Source organism: Mesorhizobium sp. WSM4815, assembly GCF_055811575.1.
This window is the reverse complement of the sequence record NZ_JBVVQS010000102.1, coordinates 279,496-295,878: the sequence shown is the minus strand read 5'-3', so window position 1 is coordinate 295,878 and position 16,383 is coordinate 279,496. Positions and strand designations below refer to the sequence as shown.

Below are 16,383 nucleotides of genomic sequence, written 5' to 3'. Positions count from 1 at the left end.
CGTCACCCGATCTGAATGAGGATTTTGCCGGCGTCGAGTTTGACCGGATAGGTCCTGAGATTGACGCAGACCGGCGCGCCCCTGGCTGCACCGGTCTTGTAGTTGAAGCGGCCATTGTGCTTCGGGCATTCGATGATGTCGTCCATCACCAGCCCGTCGGCCAGATGCACCTTCTCATGCGTGCAAAGGCCGTCCGTCGCGAAATATTCGTCGTCGGGACTGCGATAAATGGCGAAGGTGCGGCCGTCATGGTCGAACCGCATCACGTCCTCTTCGTCGATGTCATCGGCACCACAGGCCTCGACCCAGTCGCTCATTGGTCCTCCCGGCAGAATTTTTCTTGGTCAACATGCCCCGGCACAGGCGCGCAAATCATTCGGCTGCTGCCGCGACGGCGTCGTTATCGTTGTGGAATTCCTCGCGATAAGGCTTGGCAGTCGGCGGCAGTTCGCGCTTGAGAAAATAGTCTTCATTGCGCAGCTGGCGCAGGAAGGCAGGCACCATCTCGCGATAGCCGGCCAGGATCGATGGCGTCGGCGCCGGCAGGTCGTGCTTGATTAGCTCATGCAGCCTCGGCAGCGCGTGATAGGGCACCATCGGGAACATGTGGTGCTCGACATGGTAGTTCATGTTCCAGTAGATGAAGCGGCTGATCGGGTTCATGTGGACCGTGCGGCTGTTGAGGCGGTGGTCGATGACATTTTCGGCGAGGCCGCCATGCTGCAGCAGGCCGGTCATGACGTGATGCCAGGCGCCGTAAAGCCTGGGCAGACCGACCAGCATCAAGGGCAGGAACGAGCCGCTATAAAGTGCCAGCGCGATCGTCGCGGCATAGATCGCGGTCCAGATGCGGGCAATGCGGATCGCCTTTGGCTGCTCCTGCTCGGGAATGAAGGTCTTTTCCGCCGGGCTGATGATCCCGGCCGCATTGCGCACCATGTCGCTCATGGCATGCCAGGCATCGACAATGCCGAAGAAATTGAGCACGACGCGCAACAGGTCCGGCGGGCGCATCACCGCGATCTCCGGATCGCGGCCGACGATGATCGTGTCAGTGTGATGCCGCGTATGGCTCCAGCGCCAGGTCACCGGGTTGCGCATGATCATGAAGCAGGCGATCTGATAGACCGCATCATTCATCCACTGCGTCCTGAAGGCGGTGCCGTGGCCGCATTCGTGCCAGCGGGAATCGGTGGAAGAGCCGTAGAGCACGCCATAGACGAAGAAGAACGGCACGCACCACCATGTGCCCCAGAACCAGGCGCCGCCGGCGCCGCTCAGGACCAGGGCGGAGAGCCAGATGATGGTGTCGCGGATCGCCGGCCCATCGGAGCGCTGCATCAGCTCCTTCATCTGCTTGCGGGGCACGTCGGTATGATACCATTCGGCCGCCGCCAGGCCGGTCTCGACGGCGCGTTTCGCGTCGCGGCCGAGCAGGCTGTAGTCTCGCCGCGACGGCATTGCGGATAGTGTCGCTTCCATTGAGGCTGCCTCCGTCGGCATCCGTCGGAACGGGTGCCTCTGCCACAGGTGCTTATGCCCTAAAATAACGCCAAGCCGTGATAGGCTCAACATCATGAAGATAGTTTCTATCATTTCCCATCAGAATGATGTATAGCCTATGCCAGGCAATCAGGCAGGAAGCGTATGGCAAAACGGCCAACCATCACCGATCTGGCACGCATTTCGGGGGTCAGCGTCGCCACCGTCGATCGGGTGCTGAACAATCGCCTGCCGGTGCGCGAGGAAACCGCGCGCCGCGTCTATGAGGCCGCCACCAGCATCGGCTACCACGCCGCCGGGCTGATCAAGCAGCGGATGCGCCAGGAACTGCCGGAATACCGGCTCGGCTTTCTGCTGCTGAGGGGCAATGATGTTTTCTACAGCGATTTCGCCCGCGAGATCGAACTGGCTGTCTCGCAGTCGCAGCGCTTCCGCGGCGTCGCAACCATCGATTTCGCCAGTTCGCTGGCCCCGGACGAGATCGCCACGCAGATGCGCAAGCTGGCGGCGAAATCCAGGGCAGTCGCCCTTGTCGGTCCGGACCATCCAACGCTGACGGCGGCCGTCGAGACCCTGAAGGCGAGGGGGCAACCCGTCTTCTCCCTGCTATCCGACTTTGCAGCCGGCATCCGCGAGGGCTATGTCGGCCTCGACAACCGCAAGGTCGGTCGTACCGCGGCCTGGATGATCGCCAGAGCGGCGAGGAAGCCCGGCAAGGTCGCGCTTTTCGTCGGCAGCCATCGCTTCCATGGCCATGAGCTGCGCGAGATCGGCTTCAGATCGTTTTTCCGCGAGCATGCGCCGGAATTCACCGTGATGGAGACGCTGGTCAACCTGGAAGCCAACCAGGTGACCCATGATGCAATGATCGATCTTCTGGCGCGGTACCCGGATCTGGCCGGCTGCTATGTCGCTGGCGGCGGCATGGAAGGCGCGGTTTCCGCGCTACGGGCGGCCAGGCCGGCAAACATGCCAGTGGTCGTCTGCAACGAGATCAACGCCGAATCGCGCGCGGCGCTCGCCGACAACATCCTGACCATGGTGATTTCGACGCCGCTGGCAGCACTATGCCGCGAACTTGTCGGGCTGATGGTGCATGCCATCGAGGCAGGCGCCGCCAATGCGCCGGGCCAGACCTTCCTGCCCTTCGACATCTATCTGCCGGAAAACATCTAGGCTCGGGCAGAACATCTGGGCTCAGCCAAGACATCCTGTTTAGATCGGGGCGTCGGCAGTGATGTGAACCATCAGCCTGATGGATTCTTGCAGAAGGTTTGCCGGCCCTCAGCCGCGTTGTCCGAAAAATCCGGCAGCCGCTTTCGGATTCTCCTTGACGCCCGCCCGAAGAATGGAATAAATATTTCACCCACTAGGTATTTTGGTTCTTTCGTTCCGGACATGCGTTTCAACGGAGGGCTTGGCCTCCCCAGCCAACGCGGAAATCGCCATCGGAAACGGAGAAGCAATCGGGAGAGATTCCCTGGGAGATCGGGGATTCCGGGTAGATCGGTGCAGCCGGACACCAATTCTGTGGAGGAGAAATAGAATGAAAAAGCTGCTGTTGGGCGCCGCATTCCTGGCGCTGATGAGCTCGTCCGCCCTCGCTGCCAAAATCGGCGTGTCGATGGCGCTGTTCGACGATAATTTTCTCACCGTGCTGCGCAACGGCATGATCGAGCAGGCCAAAGGCATGGAAGGCGTCGAACTGCAGGTCGAGGACGCGCAGAACGACGTCGCCAAGCAACTCGACCAGATCAAGAACTTCGTCGCCTCGGGCGTCGACGCGATTGTCGTCAATCCAGTCGACACCTCGGCCACCCAGGCAATGTCGGATGCCGCCGCTGCGGCCAACGTTCCGCTGGTCTATGTCAACCGCGAGCCGGTCAATGTCGACACGCTGCCGGACAACCAGGCTTTCGTTGCCTCGAACGAGGTTGAGTCAGGCACTCTCGAGACCCAGGAAGTCTGCCGGCTGTTCAAGGAAGCCGGCAAGACCGAGGCCAATGTCTACGTGATCATGGGCGAACTGTCGAACCAGGCCGCGGTGCAGCGCACCAAGGACATTGACGATGTGATCGCCACTCCCGAATGCAGCTTCATCAAGATCATCGACAAGCAGACGTCGAACTGGAAACGCGAGGAAGCACAGAACCTGATGACCAACTGGCTGTCGACCGGCGCGCCGTTCGATGGCGTGATCGCCAACAATGACGAGAGCGCCATCGGCGCCATCCAGGCCATGAAAGCTGCCAACATCGACATGAAGTCGGTTGTTGTCGGCGGCGTGGACGCCACCCAGGACGCGCTTGCCGCGATGCAGGCGGGCGATCTCGACGTCACCGTGTTCCAGGACGCGGCCGGCCAAGGCGCCGGGGCGCTGGACGCGGCGCTCAAGCTTTCCAAGGGCGAGGCGGTCGAGCAGAAGGTCTATATCCCCTTCCAGCTGGTCACGCCGGCAAACATCGACAAGTTCCTGCAGAAGAACTGAGGCAGAGGACCATTTTTCGATAGGGAGCGGCGCGTCAGAGCATCGGACCGTTTTGAGAATCCGATGTTCGAAGGACAAAAAACAGCGCCGCTCCTCTTTCGCTCATCGCCGTGGACAGCCGGCGGGAGGGCGACTGCTGCTGATGGAGGAAGCAAGAGTTGACACAGACAACCCATGGCGTCGGCGGATTGAGCTATGATGCGAAAAAGCGGACATGGCCTGCCGAATTCAACGTTTTCCTGGCGCTCATCATCCTGGTCGGCGCCTTCGAGCTGATAGGCCGCGTCTTTCTTGGCGACAGCTTCCTGTTCAACACCCGCGCCAACGTCGATACGATCTTCAACGAGGCGCGCCTGCAGATCATCATCCTGCAGGTGTCGATCGTCGGCATCATCGCCATCGGCGTGACGCAGGTGATCATTTCCGGCGGCATCGACCTCTCCTCTGGTTCGATCGTCGGCGCCACGGCGATGATCGCCATGAGCTTCGCCCAGGTGGCGACGGTCAACGGCAACCCGAACCCCAAGGCGATGTTCATCGAGCAGGGCTGGACCGACCTGCCGGTGATCGTGCCGGTGCTTGTCGCGATCGGCTGCGGCCTGCTAGCGGGCCTGATCAACGGCACGCTGGTCGCCTATACCCGCATTCCGCCGTTCATCGCCACGCTCGGCATGATGGTCACCGCGCGCGGCGTCGCCAAATGGTGGTCCAAGGGGCAGCCGATCTCGTTTCCCACCGAGAGTTTCGCCACCATCGGCAAGGGGCTGATGCCGGTCATCATCTTCATATCGCTGGCGATTTTGTTCCAGCTGATCCTGTCATACACCAGATACGGCAAGCACTGTTATGCCATCGGCTCCAACGAGGACGCCGCGCGCATGTCCGGCATAAATGTCAAGAACCACAAGATCCTCGTCTTCGTTATTGCCGGTATCCTCGCCGCGCTGGCCGCCGTGGTGCTGAGCTCCAAGAACCTCACTGCTCAGGCCGGCATGGGCGTGATGTACGAACTGGACGCGATCGCCATGGCGGTCATCGGCGGCGTCTCGCTGTCGGGCGGCCGCGGCTCGATCATCGGCACGGTGATCGGTGCGCTGATCTTCGGCGTCATCATCTCCGGCTTCACCTTCCTGCGCCTCGACGCCTATTACCAGGAGATGGTCAAGGGCGTGATCATCATCGGCGCAGTCGTTCTCGATCAGTGGCGCCAGCGCCTGCGGGCAATGAGGGCTTGACCATGTCAGACATCGTCCTGAAGACCGAAAACCTGACCAAATACTATGGCGGCGTGCATGCGCTCGAAAGCGCGAATTTCGAACTGCGCAAGGGCGAGCATGTCGCCATCATGGGTGACAATGGCGCCGGCAAATCGACCTTCGTGCGCCAGATCACCGCCGTCGAGCAGCGCACCAGCGGCAAGATCTGGTTCGACGGCAAGGAAGTCAACTTCGCCGGACCGATCGCGGCGCGCGAGGCGGGCATCGAGACCGTGTTCCAGAACCTGGCGCTTGCCGACGATCTCGACGTGCCGTCGAACCTGTTTCTCGGCCGCGAAAAGGTGCTGTTCAATCTCGGGCCTTTCTCGATCCTCGATCGCAAGTTCATGCGCAAGGCGACCGAGGCAGCGCTGATCCGCACGGCGGTGAAAATTCCCAATCTTTCCAACACCATCCGCCACATGTCGGGCGGCCAGCGCCAGTGCGTGGCAATCGCCAGAACCGCGACTTTCGCATCCAAGCTCATCATCATGGATGAGCCGACGGCTGCACTTGGTGTGCAGGAGACGACGCAGGTAGAAAACATCATCCGCACGCTGAAAGCCAATGGCGAGCCGCTGATCCTGATCAGTCACAACATGCGCCAGGTGTTCGACCTGGTCGACCGCATCGTGGTCTTCCGGCGCGGCCGCATCGTCGCCAACCTGCGCAAGGAGGACACCGACGGCAACGACATCGTCTCATACATCACCGGCGCCAAGACCGGGGAGGCGGAACTTGCGGCTTAGGGCGGATGCGCGGCGGGTCATCGGCCCGTCGCCGATCAGCCGAAATAAGAAAATCTACTGCGCCTTGCCTTGAACGGTGCAGTAAAGACGCACTTCCATTTCGAACCATCCCAAAGGAAATTTTCATGTCTCTCCGCTTCGCTCTTCTCGGCGCCGGCCGCATCGGCAAGGTCCACGCCCGCGCCGTGGGTTCCAATCCACAGGCCAGGCTGGTCGCAGTTGCCGATGCATTCGAGAAGGCGGCGACCGATCTGGCGTCGGCCTATGGCGCGGAAGTGCGCAGCATCGAGGCCATCGAAAAAGCCGGGGATATCGATGCGGTCATCATCTGCACGCCGACCGACACCCATGCCGATCTGATCGAGCGATTCGCCAAGGCCGGCAAGGCGATCTTCTGTGAGAAGCCGATCGACCTCGACGCCGGCCGAGTGGAAGAATGCCTGGCCGTGGTCGACAAGGCCGGCGCCACTTTGATGGTCGGCTTCAACCGCCGCTTCGATCCGCATTTCGCCGCCGTGCGCAAGGCGATCGACGACGGCGCCATCGGCACGGTCGAGATGGTGACCATCACGTCGCGCGATCCCGGCCCGCCGCCGCTCGACTATATCGGCCGTTCGGGCGGCATCTTCCGCGACATGACCATCCATGATTTCGATATGGCGCGCTTCCTGCTCGGCGAGGAGCCGGTGGCGGTCAGCGCCCATGCCTCGGTGCTGGTCGATAAGAAGATCGGCGAGGCCGGCGACTTCGACAGCGTCAGCGTCATCCTCGAAACCGCCTCCGGCAAGCAGTGCATCATCTCCAATTCGCGACGCGCCACTTATGGCTACGACCAGCGCATCGAGGTGCATGGCTCGAAAGGCATGGTGGCGGCCGAAAACCAGCGGCCGGTGTCGATCGAGCTGGCCAATGAAAAGGGCTATACGCGCCCGCCGCTGCACGACTTCTTCATGACCCGCTACCTCGACGCCTATGCCAACGAGATCGCCGCCTTCATCGCGGCGGCGACGTCAGGCAACAAGGCGACGCCAAGCGGTGCGGACGGGCTGGTCGCGCTGCGGCTGGCGGACGCGGCGCTGAAATCGGCGAGGGAAGGCAAGACCGTCCGCCTCGACAAGACAGTCTGACCATCAAGCACAGGAGCAAGGCGATGAACGGTTCCGCCGGTCGCAATTCAGAAACACGCGCCATCGTCACCGGCGGCGCGCAAGGCATCGGCTTCGCCGTCGCCGAGGTGCTGGCCGACGAGGGCTGCCGCGCCCTGGCGTTGGTCGGCCGTTCCAGGGAGAAGGGCGACAAGGCGGTCGCCGCACTTGCGAAAGACGGCGTCGACGCCATCTTCATCAGCGCCGACGTCTCAGTGGTGGCCGACTGCAAGCGGGTCGTGGAAACGGCGATCGCTCATTTCGGCACCGTCAATGCGCTGGTCAACGCCGCCGCCACCTCGGCCCGCGGCTCACTGGTCGAGACCTCCGAGGACCTTTTTGACCAGATCTTCCAGACCAATGTGCGCGGCCCCTTCTTCCTGATGCAGGGTGTGGTGGCGCATCTGCTCGACCGCAAGGCGCCCGGCTCGATCGTCAATGTGCTGTCGATGTCGGCGCATTGCGGCCAGTCGTTCCTGGCGCCCTACTCGTCGAGCAAGGGCGCACTGGCGACGCTGACCAAGAATGTCGCCAATGCCTATCGCAGCAATCGCATCCGCTGCAACGCCGTGTTGCCCGGCTGGATGGATACCGAGGGCGAGGCGATCGTGCAGAAGAAATGGCACGACGCGCCGGACGACTGGCTGGAAAAGGCCGAGGCAGCGCAGCCGATGGGCCAGTTGGTGAAGCCGGCGCAGCTTGCCCGGCTGATCAGCTATATGATCAGCCCGCAGTCCGGCGTCATGACCGGCTCGCTGGTCGACTACGACCAAACCATTGCAGGGTCTTCGCCGGAATGATCGGTTCGACCAAACTCACCAAGGCACCCGGGCTCTGAAAACCGCTCTCCTTCCCTGTTGCCGCCGTATCACCATTCCCATATAGTCACGATGGTCAGAATGGTCACGGAGGTCGAAATTCTGTCTGAGCCCAAAGAGGATAGCAACTGGACAGTCGCTGGGGCAAAAGCCCGGCTCTCGGAGGTTATCGAGCGTGCGCAGTCTTCGCCGCAGACGATCACCAGAAACGGCACACCAAGCGTGGTTGTGGTCTCGGTCGAGGAATGGAAGCGAAAGACCGTACGCAAGGGTACGCTTGCGGAGTTCCTGCTGGAGTCGCCGCTGCGCGGCACCGATCTCAACCTTGAGCGTCAGCGCGACGAACCGCGTGATCTGCCGCTGTGAGGCTACTGCTCGATACGAATGTCCTGTCCGAGGTGACAAGGCCGGCGCCGAACGCACGCGTTCTGGACTGGCTGGACGGACTTGATGAGGACCGCTCATTCATCAGCGTCGTGTCGATCGCCGAGATCCGACGCGGCGTCGCCCTCATGGATGAGGGCCGGAAACGCGAGGCATTGGCCCAATGGCTCGCCCAAGACCTGCCGCAGCGTTTCGAACAGCGGGTTCTTCCCGTGGACGAATCGGTTGCCCTGGCCTGGGGAGACCTGATGGGCCTTGCGAAGCGCCGCGGTCGCGGTCTGTCGTCGATGGACGGCCTGATTGCAGCCACCGCGATTGCGCAGGAGCTCACCTTGGCAACGCGCAATACCAACGATTTCGAAGGCTTTGAAATCGAACTCTTCAATCCCTGGACTGCATGAACCGCTTGGCGCAGTGTGTTGGGCCTTAGGCGACCCGAAGCAAGGAGGGGGTGCGCTTCAGGACGGAGAAGACCTGTTCCCCAATCTCGCCTGGACGCGTGACAAGCACCCTGGCTTCGGCTATAGGGCTGGCATGATCCACCTGACCGCCTCGTTCTGGTACTTTAGCTATGGCAGCTCGCTGGCGGCGGGAGGATTGCGCTCGATCTGAAGATTGCAGCAACAACATCCGAACAGCCGCCAGACCTGGCGGCTTTTTTGTTTCAGCCGGCAGGTCTCCCAACCAGGAGCAGAAAGCCGTGTTGACCACCACAGATGATCTTCGGGTCAAGGAAATCCGAGAGCTGAGTACGCCGGACGACGTGATGCGGGAGATACCGCGCACGCTGACGGCGACGCGCACCGTTGCCGCGTCACGCAACGCTACCCACGCCGTGCTGACCGGCGCCGACGATCGGCTGGTCGTCGTCGTCGGCCCCTGTTCGATCCACGACCCGGTCGCTGCCGTCGACTATGCCAGCCGGCTGGTGGCGCTGCGCGAGAGCCTGTCGGACCGGCTGGAAATCGTGATGCGCGTGTATTTCGAGAAGCCGCGCACGACGGTTGGGTGGAAGGGCCTGATCAACGATCCCGACCTGGACGGCAGCTTCGACATCGACAAGGGCCTGCGGATGGCGCGCAACGTGCTCTCCGCCGTCAACAATCTCGGCCTGCCGGCGGCGACCGAATTCCTCGACATGGCCACCCCGCAATACATTGCCGACCTCGTCGCCTGGGGCGCGATCGGTGCGCGCACGACAGAGAGCCAGATCCATCGCGAACTCGCATCCGGCTTGTCCTGCCCGGTCGGCTTCAAGAACGGCACCGACGGCAATTTGCGGATCGCCGCCGAGGCGGTGAAGTCCGCCGCCCAGCCGCACCATTTCATGGCGGTGACAAAGGGCGGGCGCAGCGCCATCGCGACGACGACCGGCAACGAGGACTGCCACGTCATCCTGCGCGGCGGCATTCAGCCCAATTATGACGCGGCAAGCGTCGCCGCCGCCAGTGCGGAACTCGCCCGGATCGGTGTCGCGCCCCGGCTGATGATCGATGTCAGCCACGCCAACAGCAACAAGAAGCCAGAGAATCAGCCGAAGGTAGCGGCTGACGTGGCGGGCCAGGTCGCGGCAGGCGACGAACGCATCATCGGCGTCATGATCGAGAGCAACCTCGTCGCCGGCCGGCAGGAAGTCACGCCCGGCAAGCCGCTCGTCTATGGCCGGAGCATCACCGACGGCTGCATCGACTGGACAACCACCGAGACGGTGCTGCACGGCCTTGCCGACGCCATCGAGCGGCGCCGGTCAGCGCGACGCGCCCTGATCGCCAGCCGTCCGGGAGCCGCCTGAGGCGATTGGCACGGAATGTTGCGGGCGGTTGCTACCTTGCTGCTTGGCTTTGAAAGGCCGGCGCCGCCCCTCATGGGCAATGAGGGGCTGCGTCAATATCGACAATTGGCCCTCTCCAACACAAGCTCTCCCTTGCTCTGGCATGGGTGGCGTCGAGGCTCGGATTGCGGGTCGCTAGCGCACCGCGATCCAGCGCTGTTCCTCGAACGAGCGCGCCATGGCATGCACCGTGCGCTCGATCTCAAGGCCTTCGTCGAAATCGATGATCCGCGCCGGCTTGCCGGCCAGCCGCGTCAAAAGCTCGCGGCATTCGATGATCTTGAGGTCGTTGAAACCGAGGCCGTGGCCGGGCGCCGGCAGGAACGCGTCGTAGGGCTTGTGGTGCGGCGCCACCAGGATGGTGCGATAGCCTTGCTCGGTCGGGCGGTCGGCTGTCAGGTAAAGCTGGAACTCGTTCATCCGCTCCTGGTCGTACAGGATCGAGCCCTTCGAGCCGAAGATCTGAATGGCGATCCGGCCCTTGCGGCCCCAGGCCGAACGGTTGACCAGCAGTGTGCCGGCAACGCCGTTTTCGAGATGCATCAGCACGCTGGCGATGTCGTAGGTCTCGACCGCCCGGCGCCCGCCTGATGCGACGCGGCGATCGGCATAGGGTTTTGCCATGTCGCACATGACGCGGGCGACGCGGCCGAACAGCACCGAGACCAGCGACAACGGATGCACGGCGAAATCGTCGAGCGCGCCGTAACCGGACGCCGCCTCGTGCTTCCAGAAGAACAGCGCCTCCGGGTCGGCCATGAAATCCTCGTCCATCTCGATGCGCAGATGATTGATTTCACCGATGATCTTTTCGTCGAGCAGCGCACCGATATGGCGGATCGCCGGATTCTGGATGTAGTTGTAGCCGAGCGCGGCCACCTTGCCGGACTTTTTGGCCGCGGCCGCCATGGCTTGCGCCTCGGCAAAACTCGGCGCCATCGGTTTTTCGCACCACAGATGCTTGCCGGCTTCGAGGATGGCGATGGCCATCTCCGGGTGGAACTGGTTCGGCGTGGTCAGCGAGACGATATCGACGTCCGGGTCGTCGACGACGGCGCGCCAGTCGCCGGAGCCCTTGGCGAAGCCGAACTCGGTCGCCCGGCGCTTGGCAAGGTCGTCATCGACCTCGCCGAGATGGACCAGCCTTGGCTTGGCCACGTCGGGAAAGACGGTGCCGACCGCGTTCCACGCGATGGCGTGGCACTTGCCCATGAACCCCGTGCCGATAAGACCGACTCCGACCATTTCCTTGTCTCCACTGCCAGAAAGGGTGCGTGGATGAATTAGTCCATTTTCTTCAGAAATGGAACGCATGGCTCATTTTTTATGGCCTTCTTGCACAGGCTCGCTATGATGGGGCATCACACGGCATCGACTGATGGACCTGGGCGGAGCGACGATGGACGAACGGGTGCCCCGCGATTTCGAGACGCTGCGTACGACGATCCTGGAACGGCGCCAGAGCCTGCCCAAGCGCATCGCGCAGATCGCCGCCTATGCGCTCGACAATCCCGACGATATTGCCTTCGGCACCGCCGCCAGCATCGCCGCCTCCGCCGGCGTCCAGCCTTCGACCTTGATCCGCTTCGCCCAGCAGCTCGGCTTCGACGGCTTCACCAGCCTGCAACTGGTGTTTCGTGAGCGCCTGCGCGAGCGCAATTCGTCTTATGATGAAAGGCTCGCGGCATTGCGCGCCAAGGCCGAGGAAGGCGCCGGTCACCGGGCGATTTTCGACGGCTTCGTCGCCGCGGCGAGCACCTCGCTCAACGATATTTCAGGCAGGTTGAACGAAGACCATTTCGAAGCTGCCATCGCCTTGCTGGCGAAGGCGGAGACGATTTATGTGCTGGCCAAGCGCCGCTCCTATCCGGTCGCCTCCTACATCGCCTATGCGCTGGGCAAGCTCAAGATCCGCAACCAGCTGATCGAATCAGCCGCCGGCCTCAACGCCGAGATGATCAGCTTTGCTGCGCCCAGGGATGCCGTCATCGCCATCAGTTTCTCGCCCTATGCCCCGGCGGCCATCGAGGAGGCGCGCGTCATCTCGGAGCAAGGCGTTCCGATCGTAGCGATCACCGACAGTTCCTTTTCCCCGCTCGCCCAGTTCGCCAGAGTCTGGTTCGAGGTCGCCGAGGCCGATTTCGCCGGCTTCCGCTCGCTGTCGGCGACGATGGCGCTGGCCATGGCGCTGACCGTTGCGGTCGGCGAAAAGCGGCGCGACACCGGCGGGAAGCGCAAGGCCTGACAGGCTACTTTTCGGCAAAGGAACGCGCGTTCCATATTGACTATCGATTGGAATTATTATTTCATATTGCCGGCGCCACGCTGCCGCTCGCGCGTGTTACCCAAGACAACAAGGCTGATGGGAGGTTCGAATGAGCGAAGCCGTGGACGCGAAACATGCGCCGCTCGACGTCATCACCATCGGCCGCGCCTCGGTCGATCTTTATGGCCAGCAGATCGGCTCGCGCCTGGAGGACATCACCTCCTTTGCCAAGTCGGTCGGCGGCTGTCCGGCCAACATTTCGGTCGGCACGGCGAGGCTCGGCCTGCGCTCGGCGCTGCTCACCCGCGTCGGCGACGAGCAGATGGGCCGCTTCATCCGCGAGCAGTTGACGCGCGAGGGGGTTTCGGTTGACGGCCTCAGGACCGATCCGGACCGGCTGACCGCGCTGGTGCTGCTGTCGGTCGAGGACGAGGGCGTGTCGCCGATGATCTTCTATCGCACCGACTGCGCCGACATGGCGCTTTCGGAAGACGACATCGATGAGACGTTCATCGCTTCGGCACGCGCGATCGTCGTCACCGGCACGCATTTTTCGCGGCCCAACAGCGACGCCGCGCAGCGCAAGGCGATCCGTGCCATCAAGGCCACGGGCGGCAAAGTGGTGTTCGACATCGACTACCGCCCTAATCTGTGGGGCCTTGCCGGCCATGCCGAAGGCTTCGAGCGCTATGTGAAATCCGACCGGGTCTCCGCCCAGCTGAAGACAGTGCTGCCCGACTGCGACCTGATCGTCGGCACCGAAGAAGAGATCATGATCGCCTCCGGTGCCGATGATTGCCTGAGCGCGTTGAAGACGATCCGCTCGCTGTCCAAGGCCACGATCGTCTTGAAGCGCGGCGCCATGGGCTGCATCGTCTATGACGGGCCGATCAGCGACGACCTCGAGGACGGCATCGTTGGCAAGGGTTTTCCGATCGAGGTCTACAATGTGCTCGGCGCCGGCGATGCCTTCATGTCGGGTTTTTTGCGCGGCTGGCTCGGCGGCGAAAGCTTGGAGACGGCAGCGACCTGGGCCAACGCCTGCGGCGCCTTCGCCGTGTCGCGGCTGCTCTGTGCACCGGAATACCCGACCTTCGAGGAATTGCAGTTCTTCCTGAAGAACGGCAGCAGGCACCTGGCGCTGCGCAAGGACGAGGCGATCAACCATATCCATTGGGCGACGACGCGCCGACGCGACATTCCCTCGCTGATGGCGCTGGCCTGCGATCACCGCATCCAGCTTGACGATGTCGCCGCGAAGGCAGGCGCCGACCCGTCGCGCATCCACGATTTCAAGGTGCTGACGGTCAAGGCGGCGGCAAAGGTTGCCGCCGGCCGCGCCGGCTATGGCATGCTGCTCGACGAAAAATACGGCCGCGAGGCGATGTTCGAATTCGCCCGCCATCCTTTCGCCTGGCTTGGCCGGCCAGTCGAATTGCCCGGATCGCGGCCGCTTCGTTTCGAATTCTCGCAGGATATCGGCTCGCAACTGATTGAGTGGCCGGTCGACCATTGCATCAAGTGCCTGTGCTTCTACCACCCCGACGACCCGGAGGCGCTGAAGACCGAGCAGCAGCAGAAGCTCAAAAGCCTGTTCGGGGCCGCGCGGAAAGTAGGCAGAGAACTTCTCATCGAAATCATCGCCGGCAAGCACGGCGAGCTCGACGACACGACGATCCCGCGGGCGCTGGAGGAACTCTATTCGCTTGATATCAAGCCCGACTGGTGGAAGCTTGAACCGCAGGCCTCAGCCGGGGCCTGGGCGAAGATCGAAGCGGTGATCCTGAAGAACGATCCGTGGTGCCGCGGGGTTGTGCTGCTCGGCCTCGAAGCGCCGCAGGACGAGCTGGAAGCGGCCTTTGCCGCCACCGCCGAGGCGCCCATCGTCAAGGGCTTCGCCGTCGGTCGCACCATCTTCATCAACGCGGCCGAACAATGGCTTGCCGGCAAGATGTCGGACGAGGAGGCGGTGGCCGACATGGCGTCGCGCTTTGAGGGGCTGACCGAGGCATGGCTTGCCGCGCGCGGCCGCAAAGCAGCATAAGAAGGCGCGGCACAAGGACTGCGGAGGAAAACAACATGACCAAGACAATCCGCCTGACGATGGCGCAGGCGCTGACCCGCTTTCTCGGCTGCCAGATGACCGAAATCGACGGCAGGAAAATGCCGATCTTCGGCGGCGTCTGGGCGATCTTCGGCCACGGCAATGTCGCCGGCATCGGCGAGGCGCTTTATCAGGTGCGCGACGAATTGCCGACTTTTCGCGCCCACAACGAACAGGCCATGGCGCATGCGGCGATCGCCTATGCCAAGGCCAATTTCCGCCGCCGGTTCATGGCGGCGACCAGTTCGATCGGCCCCGGCGCGCTCAACATGGTGACGGCGGCGGCACTTGCGCATGTAAACAGGTTGCCCGTCCTGTTTCTCCCCGGCGACGTCTTCGCCAATCGTATCCCCGATCCCGTGCTGCAGCAGGCAGAGGATTTTTCCGACGGAACGGCGACGGTCAATGACAGCTTTCGGCCGGTGTCGCGCTATTTCGACCGCATCACCCGGCCCGAGCAGATCATCCCGGCGCTCAACCGTGCCATGCAGGTGCTGACCGATCCGGCCGAATGCGGACCGGTGACCTTGGCGCTCTGCCAGGACGTGCAGGCCGAGGCCTTTGATTACCCCGAGAGCTTTTTTGCCGAACGGGTCTGGCATCAGCGTCGGCCGCGTCCGGACCGTGGGGAATTGGCGGCGGCGGTGGCGGCGCTGAAGGCGGCAACAAAGCCCTTGGTGATTGCCGGCGGCGGCGTGCTCTATTCGCAGGCTTCCGGCGAACTGGCGAAGCTGGTGCAAGGCGCCGGCATCCCGGTCTGCGAGACGCAGGGCGGCAAATCCTCGCTGCCGGACGATCATCCGCTCAACATGGCGGCGGTCGGCGTCACCGGCACTTTGGCGGCCAATAGGCTGGCTGAAGAAGCCGATGTCGTGCTTGCCGTCGGCACCAGGCTGCAGGATTTCACCACCGGCTCGTGGGCGCTGTTCAAGAATTCCGGCAAGACCATCATCGGGCTGAACGTCCAGCCTTTCGACGCGGGCAAGCACCAGGCGTTGCCGCTGATAGCCGATGCGGCGGAAGGGCTGGCCGAGCTCGGCGCGGCGCTGAATGGCTGGCAGGCGCCGGCTGCCTGGACCGACAATGCGGCCGGGGGGAAGAAAGAATGGCAGGCCGAATCCGGCAAGGTGACGGCCTCGACCAATGCCGCCTACCCGTCGGATGCGCAGGTGATCGGCGCCGTGCAGCGCGCCATGGGCTCCGACGTGATATTGCTTCATGCCGCCGGCGGCCTGCCCGGCGAATTGCACAAGCTCTGGCAGGCGGGCGCACCCGGCTCCTACCACGCCGAATACGGCTTCTCGACCATGGGCTACGAGATCGCTGGCGGGCTCGGCGTCAAGATGGCGAAGCCCGACGAGGAGGTCGTCGTCATGATCGGCGACGGCTCCTATCTGATGCTCAATTCCGAGATCGCAACCTCGGTCATGCTCGGCCTCAAGCTGACCATCGTGCTGCTCGACAACAGGGGCTATGGCTGCATCAACCGGCTGCAGATGGCAACCGGCGGCGCCAACTTCAACAATCTGCTGAAGGATGCCCGCCACGAGATTCTGCCCGACATCGACTTCGCCGCGCATGCGGCAAGCCTCGGCGCCATCGCCGAGAAAGTTTCGTCGATCGCCGGGTTGGAAACGGCGCTGGCAAAGGCGAAAGACAACAGCAAGACGACGGTACTGGTCATCGACACCGATCCGCTGGTGTCGACCGATGTCGGCGGCCATTGGTGGGACGTCGCCGTGCCGGAAGTTTCTTCGCGGCCGCAGGTCAACGCCGCACGCAAAGCCTATGAAGAAAAGCGGCGGATGCAGAGTGTTGGTGATTGATGTCGGCGAATGA

Annotated in this window: 15 protein-coding genes; 12 read left to right on the top strand and 3 right to left on the bottom strand. The window is 62.9% G+C overall.

All coding sequences use genetic code 11. From position 1 onward, the window contains the following. Nucleotides 1-2: 2 nt before the first annotated feature. Complete coding sequence (locus tag AC0L2B_RS30195; protein WP_023796929.1) at nt 3-317, bottom strand: MocE family 2Fe-2S type ferredoxin; 315 nt, start codon at nt 315-317, stop codon at nt 3-5. A 55-nt stretch (nt 318-372) separates the two neighbouring features. Next, nucleotides 373-1,482, bottom strand: a complete 1,110-nt coding sequence (locus AC0L2B_RS30190; protein ID WP_287298818.1) for a fatty acid desaturase family protein — start codon at nt 1,480-1,482, stop codon at nt 373-375. Between the two features lie 165 nt (nt 1,483-1,647). Here AC0L2B_RS30190 and AC0L2B_RS30185 point away from each other — a divergent pair, with 165 nt between their 5' ends. The 9 genes from AC0L2B_RS30185 to AC0L2B_RS30145 all read left to right on the top strand — a co-directional run bounded on the left by AC0L2B_RS30185 (nt 1,648) and on the right by AC0L2B_RS30145 (nt 10,135). Further along, nucleotides 1,648-2,679 carry a LacI family DNA-binding transcriptional regulator gene (locus tag AC0L2B_RS30185; protein ID WP_473747987.1) on the top strand — a complete coding sequence of 344 codons (1,032 nt, stop codon included), beginning with the start codon at nt 1,648-1,650 and terminating at the stop codon, nt 2,677-2,679. 370 nt (nt 2,680-3,049) lie between these two features. Continuing rightward, on the top strand, nt 3,050-3,991 hold the full coding sequence (locus tag AC0L2B_RS30180) for a sugar ABC transporter substrate-binding protein (RefSeq protein WP_077374705.1): 942 nt from the start codon (nt 3,050-3,052) through the stop codon (nt 3,989-3,991). A gap of 158 nt (nt 3,992-4,149) precedes the next feature. After that, nucleotides 4,150-5,226: an ABC transporter permease gene (locus AC0L2B_RS30175; RefSeq protein WP_473747986.1), complete on the top strand. Its 1,077-nt coding sequence runs from the start codon at nt 4,150-4,152 to the stop codon at nt 5,224-5,226. A gap of 2 nt (nt 5,227-5,228) precedes the next feature. Next, nucleotides 5,229-5,996 carry an ATP-binding cassette domain-containing protein gene (locus AC0L2B_RS30170; RefSeq protein WP_473747985.1) on the top strand — a complete coding sequence of 256 codons (768 nt, stop codon included), beginning with the start codon at nt 5,229-5,231 and terminating at the stop codon, nt 5,994-5,996. Nucleotides 5,997-6,121: 125 nt separating this feature from the next. Next, the gene (gene iolG, locus AC0L2B_RS30165; RefSeq protein ID WP_473747984.1) at nt 6,122-7,123 is read left to right on the top strand and encodes an inositol 2-dehydrogenase; all 1,002 of its coding nucleotides are present in this window, start codon (nt 6,122-6,124) and stop codon (nt 7,121-7,123) included. A gap of 23 nt (nt 7,124-7,146) precedes the next feature. Then, nucleotides 7,147-7,941: an SDR family oxidoreductase gene (locus AC0L2B_RS30160; protein WP_287343547.1), complete on the top strand. Its 795-nt coding sequence runs from the start codon at nt 7,147-7,149 to the stop codon at nt 7,939-7,941. A gap of 99 nt (nt 7,942-8,040) precedes the next feature. Next, the gene (locus AC0L2B_RS30155) at nt 8,041-8,325 is read left to right on the top strand and encodes a type II toxin-antitoxin system prevent-host-death family antitoxin (RefSeq protein WP_473747983.1); all 285 of its coding nucleotides are present in this window, start codon (nt 8,041-8,043) and stop codon (nt 8,323-8,325) included. Then, nucleotides 8,322-8,744 carry a PIN domain-containing protein gene (locus AC0L2B_RS30150; RefSeq protein ID WP_473747982.1) on the top strand — a complete coding sequence of 141 codons (423 nt, stop codon included), beginning with the start codon at nt 8,322-8,324 and terminating at the stop codon, nt 8,742-8,744. The genes AC0L2B_RS30155 and AC0L2B_RS30150 overlap by 4 nt, the downstream gene beginning before the upstream one ends. 299 nt (nt 8,745-9,043) lie before the next feature. Continuing rightward, on the top strand, nt 9,044-10,135 hold the full coding sequence (locus AC0L2B_RS30145; RefSeq protein WP_473747981.1) for a 3-deoxy-7-phosphoheptulonate synthase: 1,092 nt from the start codon (nt 9,044-9,046) through the stop codon (nt 10,133-10,135). Nucleotides 10,136-10,309: 174 nt separating this feature from the next. Here the strand turns inward: AC0L2B_RS30145 and AC0L2B_RS30140 are convergent, their stop codons facing one another. Continuing rightward, complete coding sequence (locus AC0L2B_RS30140; protein WP_473747980.1) at nt 10,310-11,419, bottom strand: Gfo/Idh/MocA family protein; 1,110 nt, start codon at nt 11,417-11,419, stop codon at nt 10,310-10,312. A 154-nt stretch (nt 11,420-11,573) separates the two neighbouring features. Here AC0L2B_RS30140 and AC0L2B_RS30135 point away from each other — a divergent pair, with 154 nt between their 5' ends. From AC0L2B_RS30135 to iolD, 3 genes are all read left to right on the top strand, one after another. Beyond that, nucleotides 11,574-12,419 (top strand): MurR/RpiR family transcriptional regulator, encoded by an 846-nt coding sequence (locus tag AC0L2B_RS30135; protein WP_473747979.1) that lies wholly within the window; start codon nt 11,574-11,576, stop codon nt 12,417-12,419. Nucleotides 12,420-12,549: 130 nt separating this feature from the next. Next, complete coding sequence (locus AC0L2B_RS30130; RefSeq protein WP_473747978.1) at nt 12,550-14,484, top strand: bifunctional 5-dehydro-2-deoxygluconokinase/5-dehydro-2-deoxyphosphogluconate aldolase; 1,935 nt, start codon at nt 12,550-12,552, stop codon at nt 14,482-14,484. Nucleotides 14,485-14,519: 35 nt separating this feature from the next. Beyond that, the gene (iolD, locus tag AC0L2B_RS30125; RefSeq protein WP_473747977.1) at nt 14,520-16,370 is read left to right on the top strand and encodes a 3D-(3,5/4)-trihydroxycyclohexane-1,2-dione acylhydrolase (decyclizing); all 1,851 of its coding nucleotides are present in this window, start codon (nt 14,520-14,522) and stop codon (nt 16,368-16,370) included. The last annotated feature ends 13 nt before the right edge of the window (nt 16,371-16,383 follow it).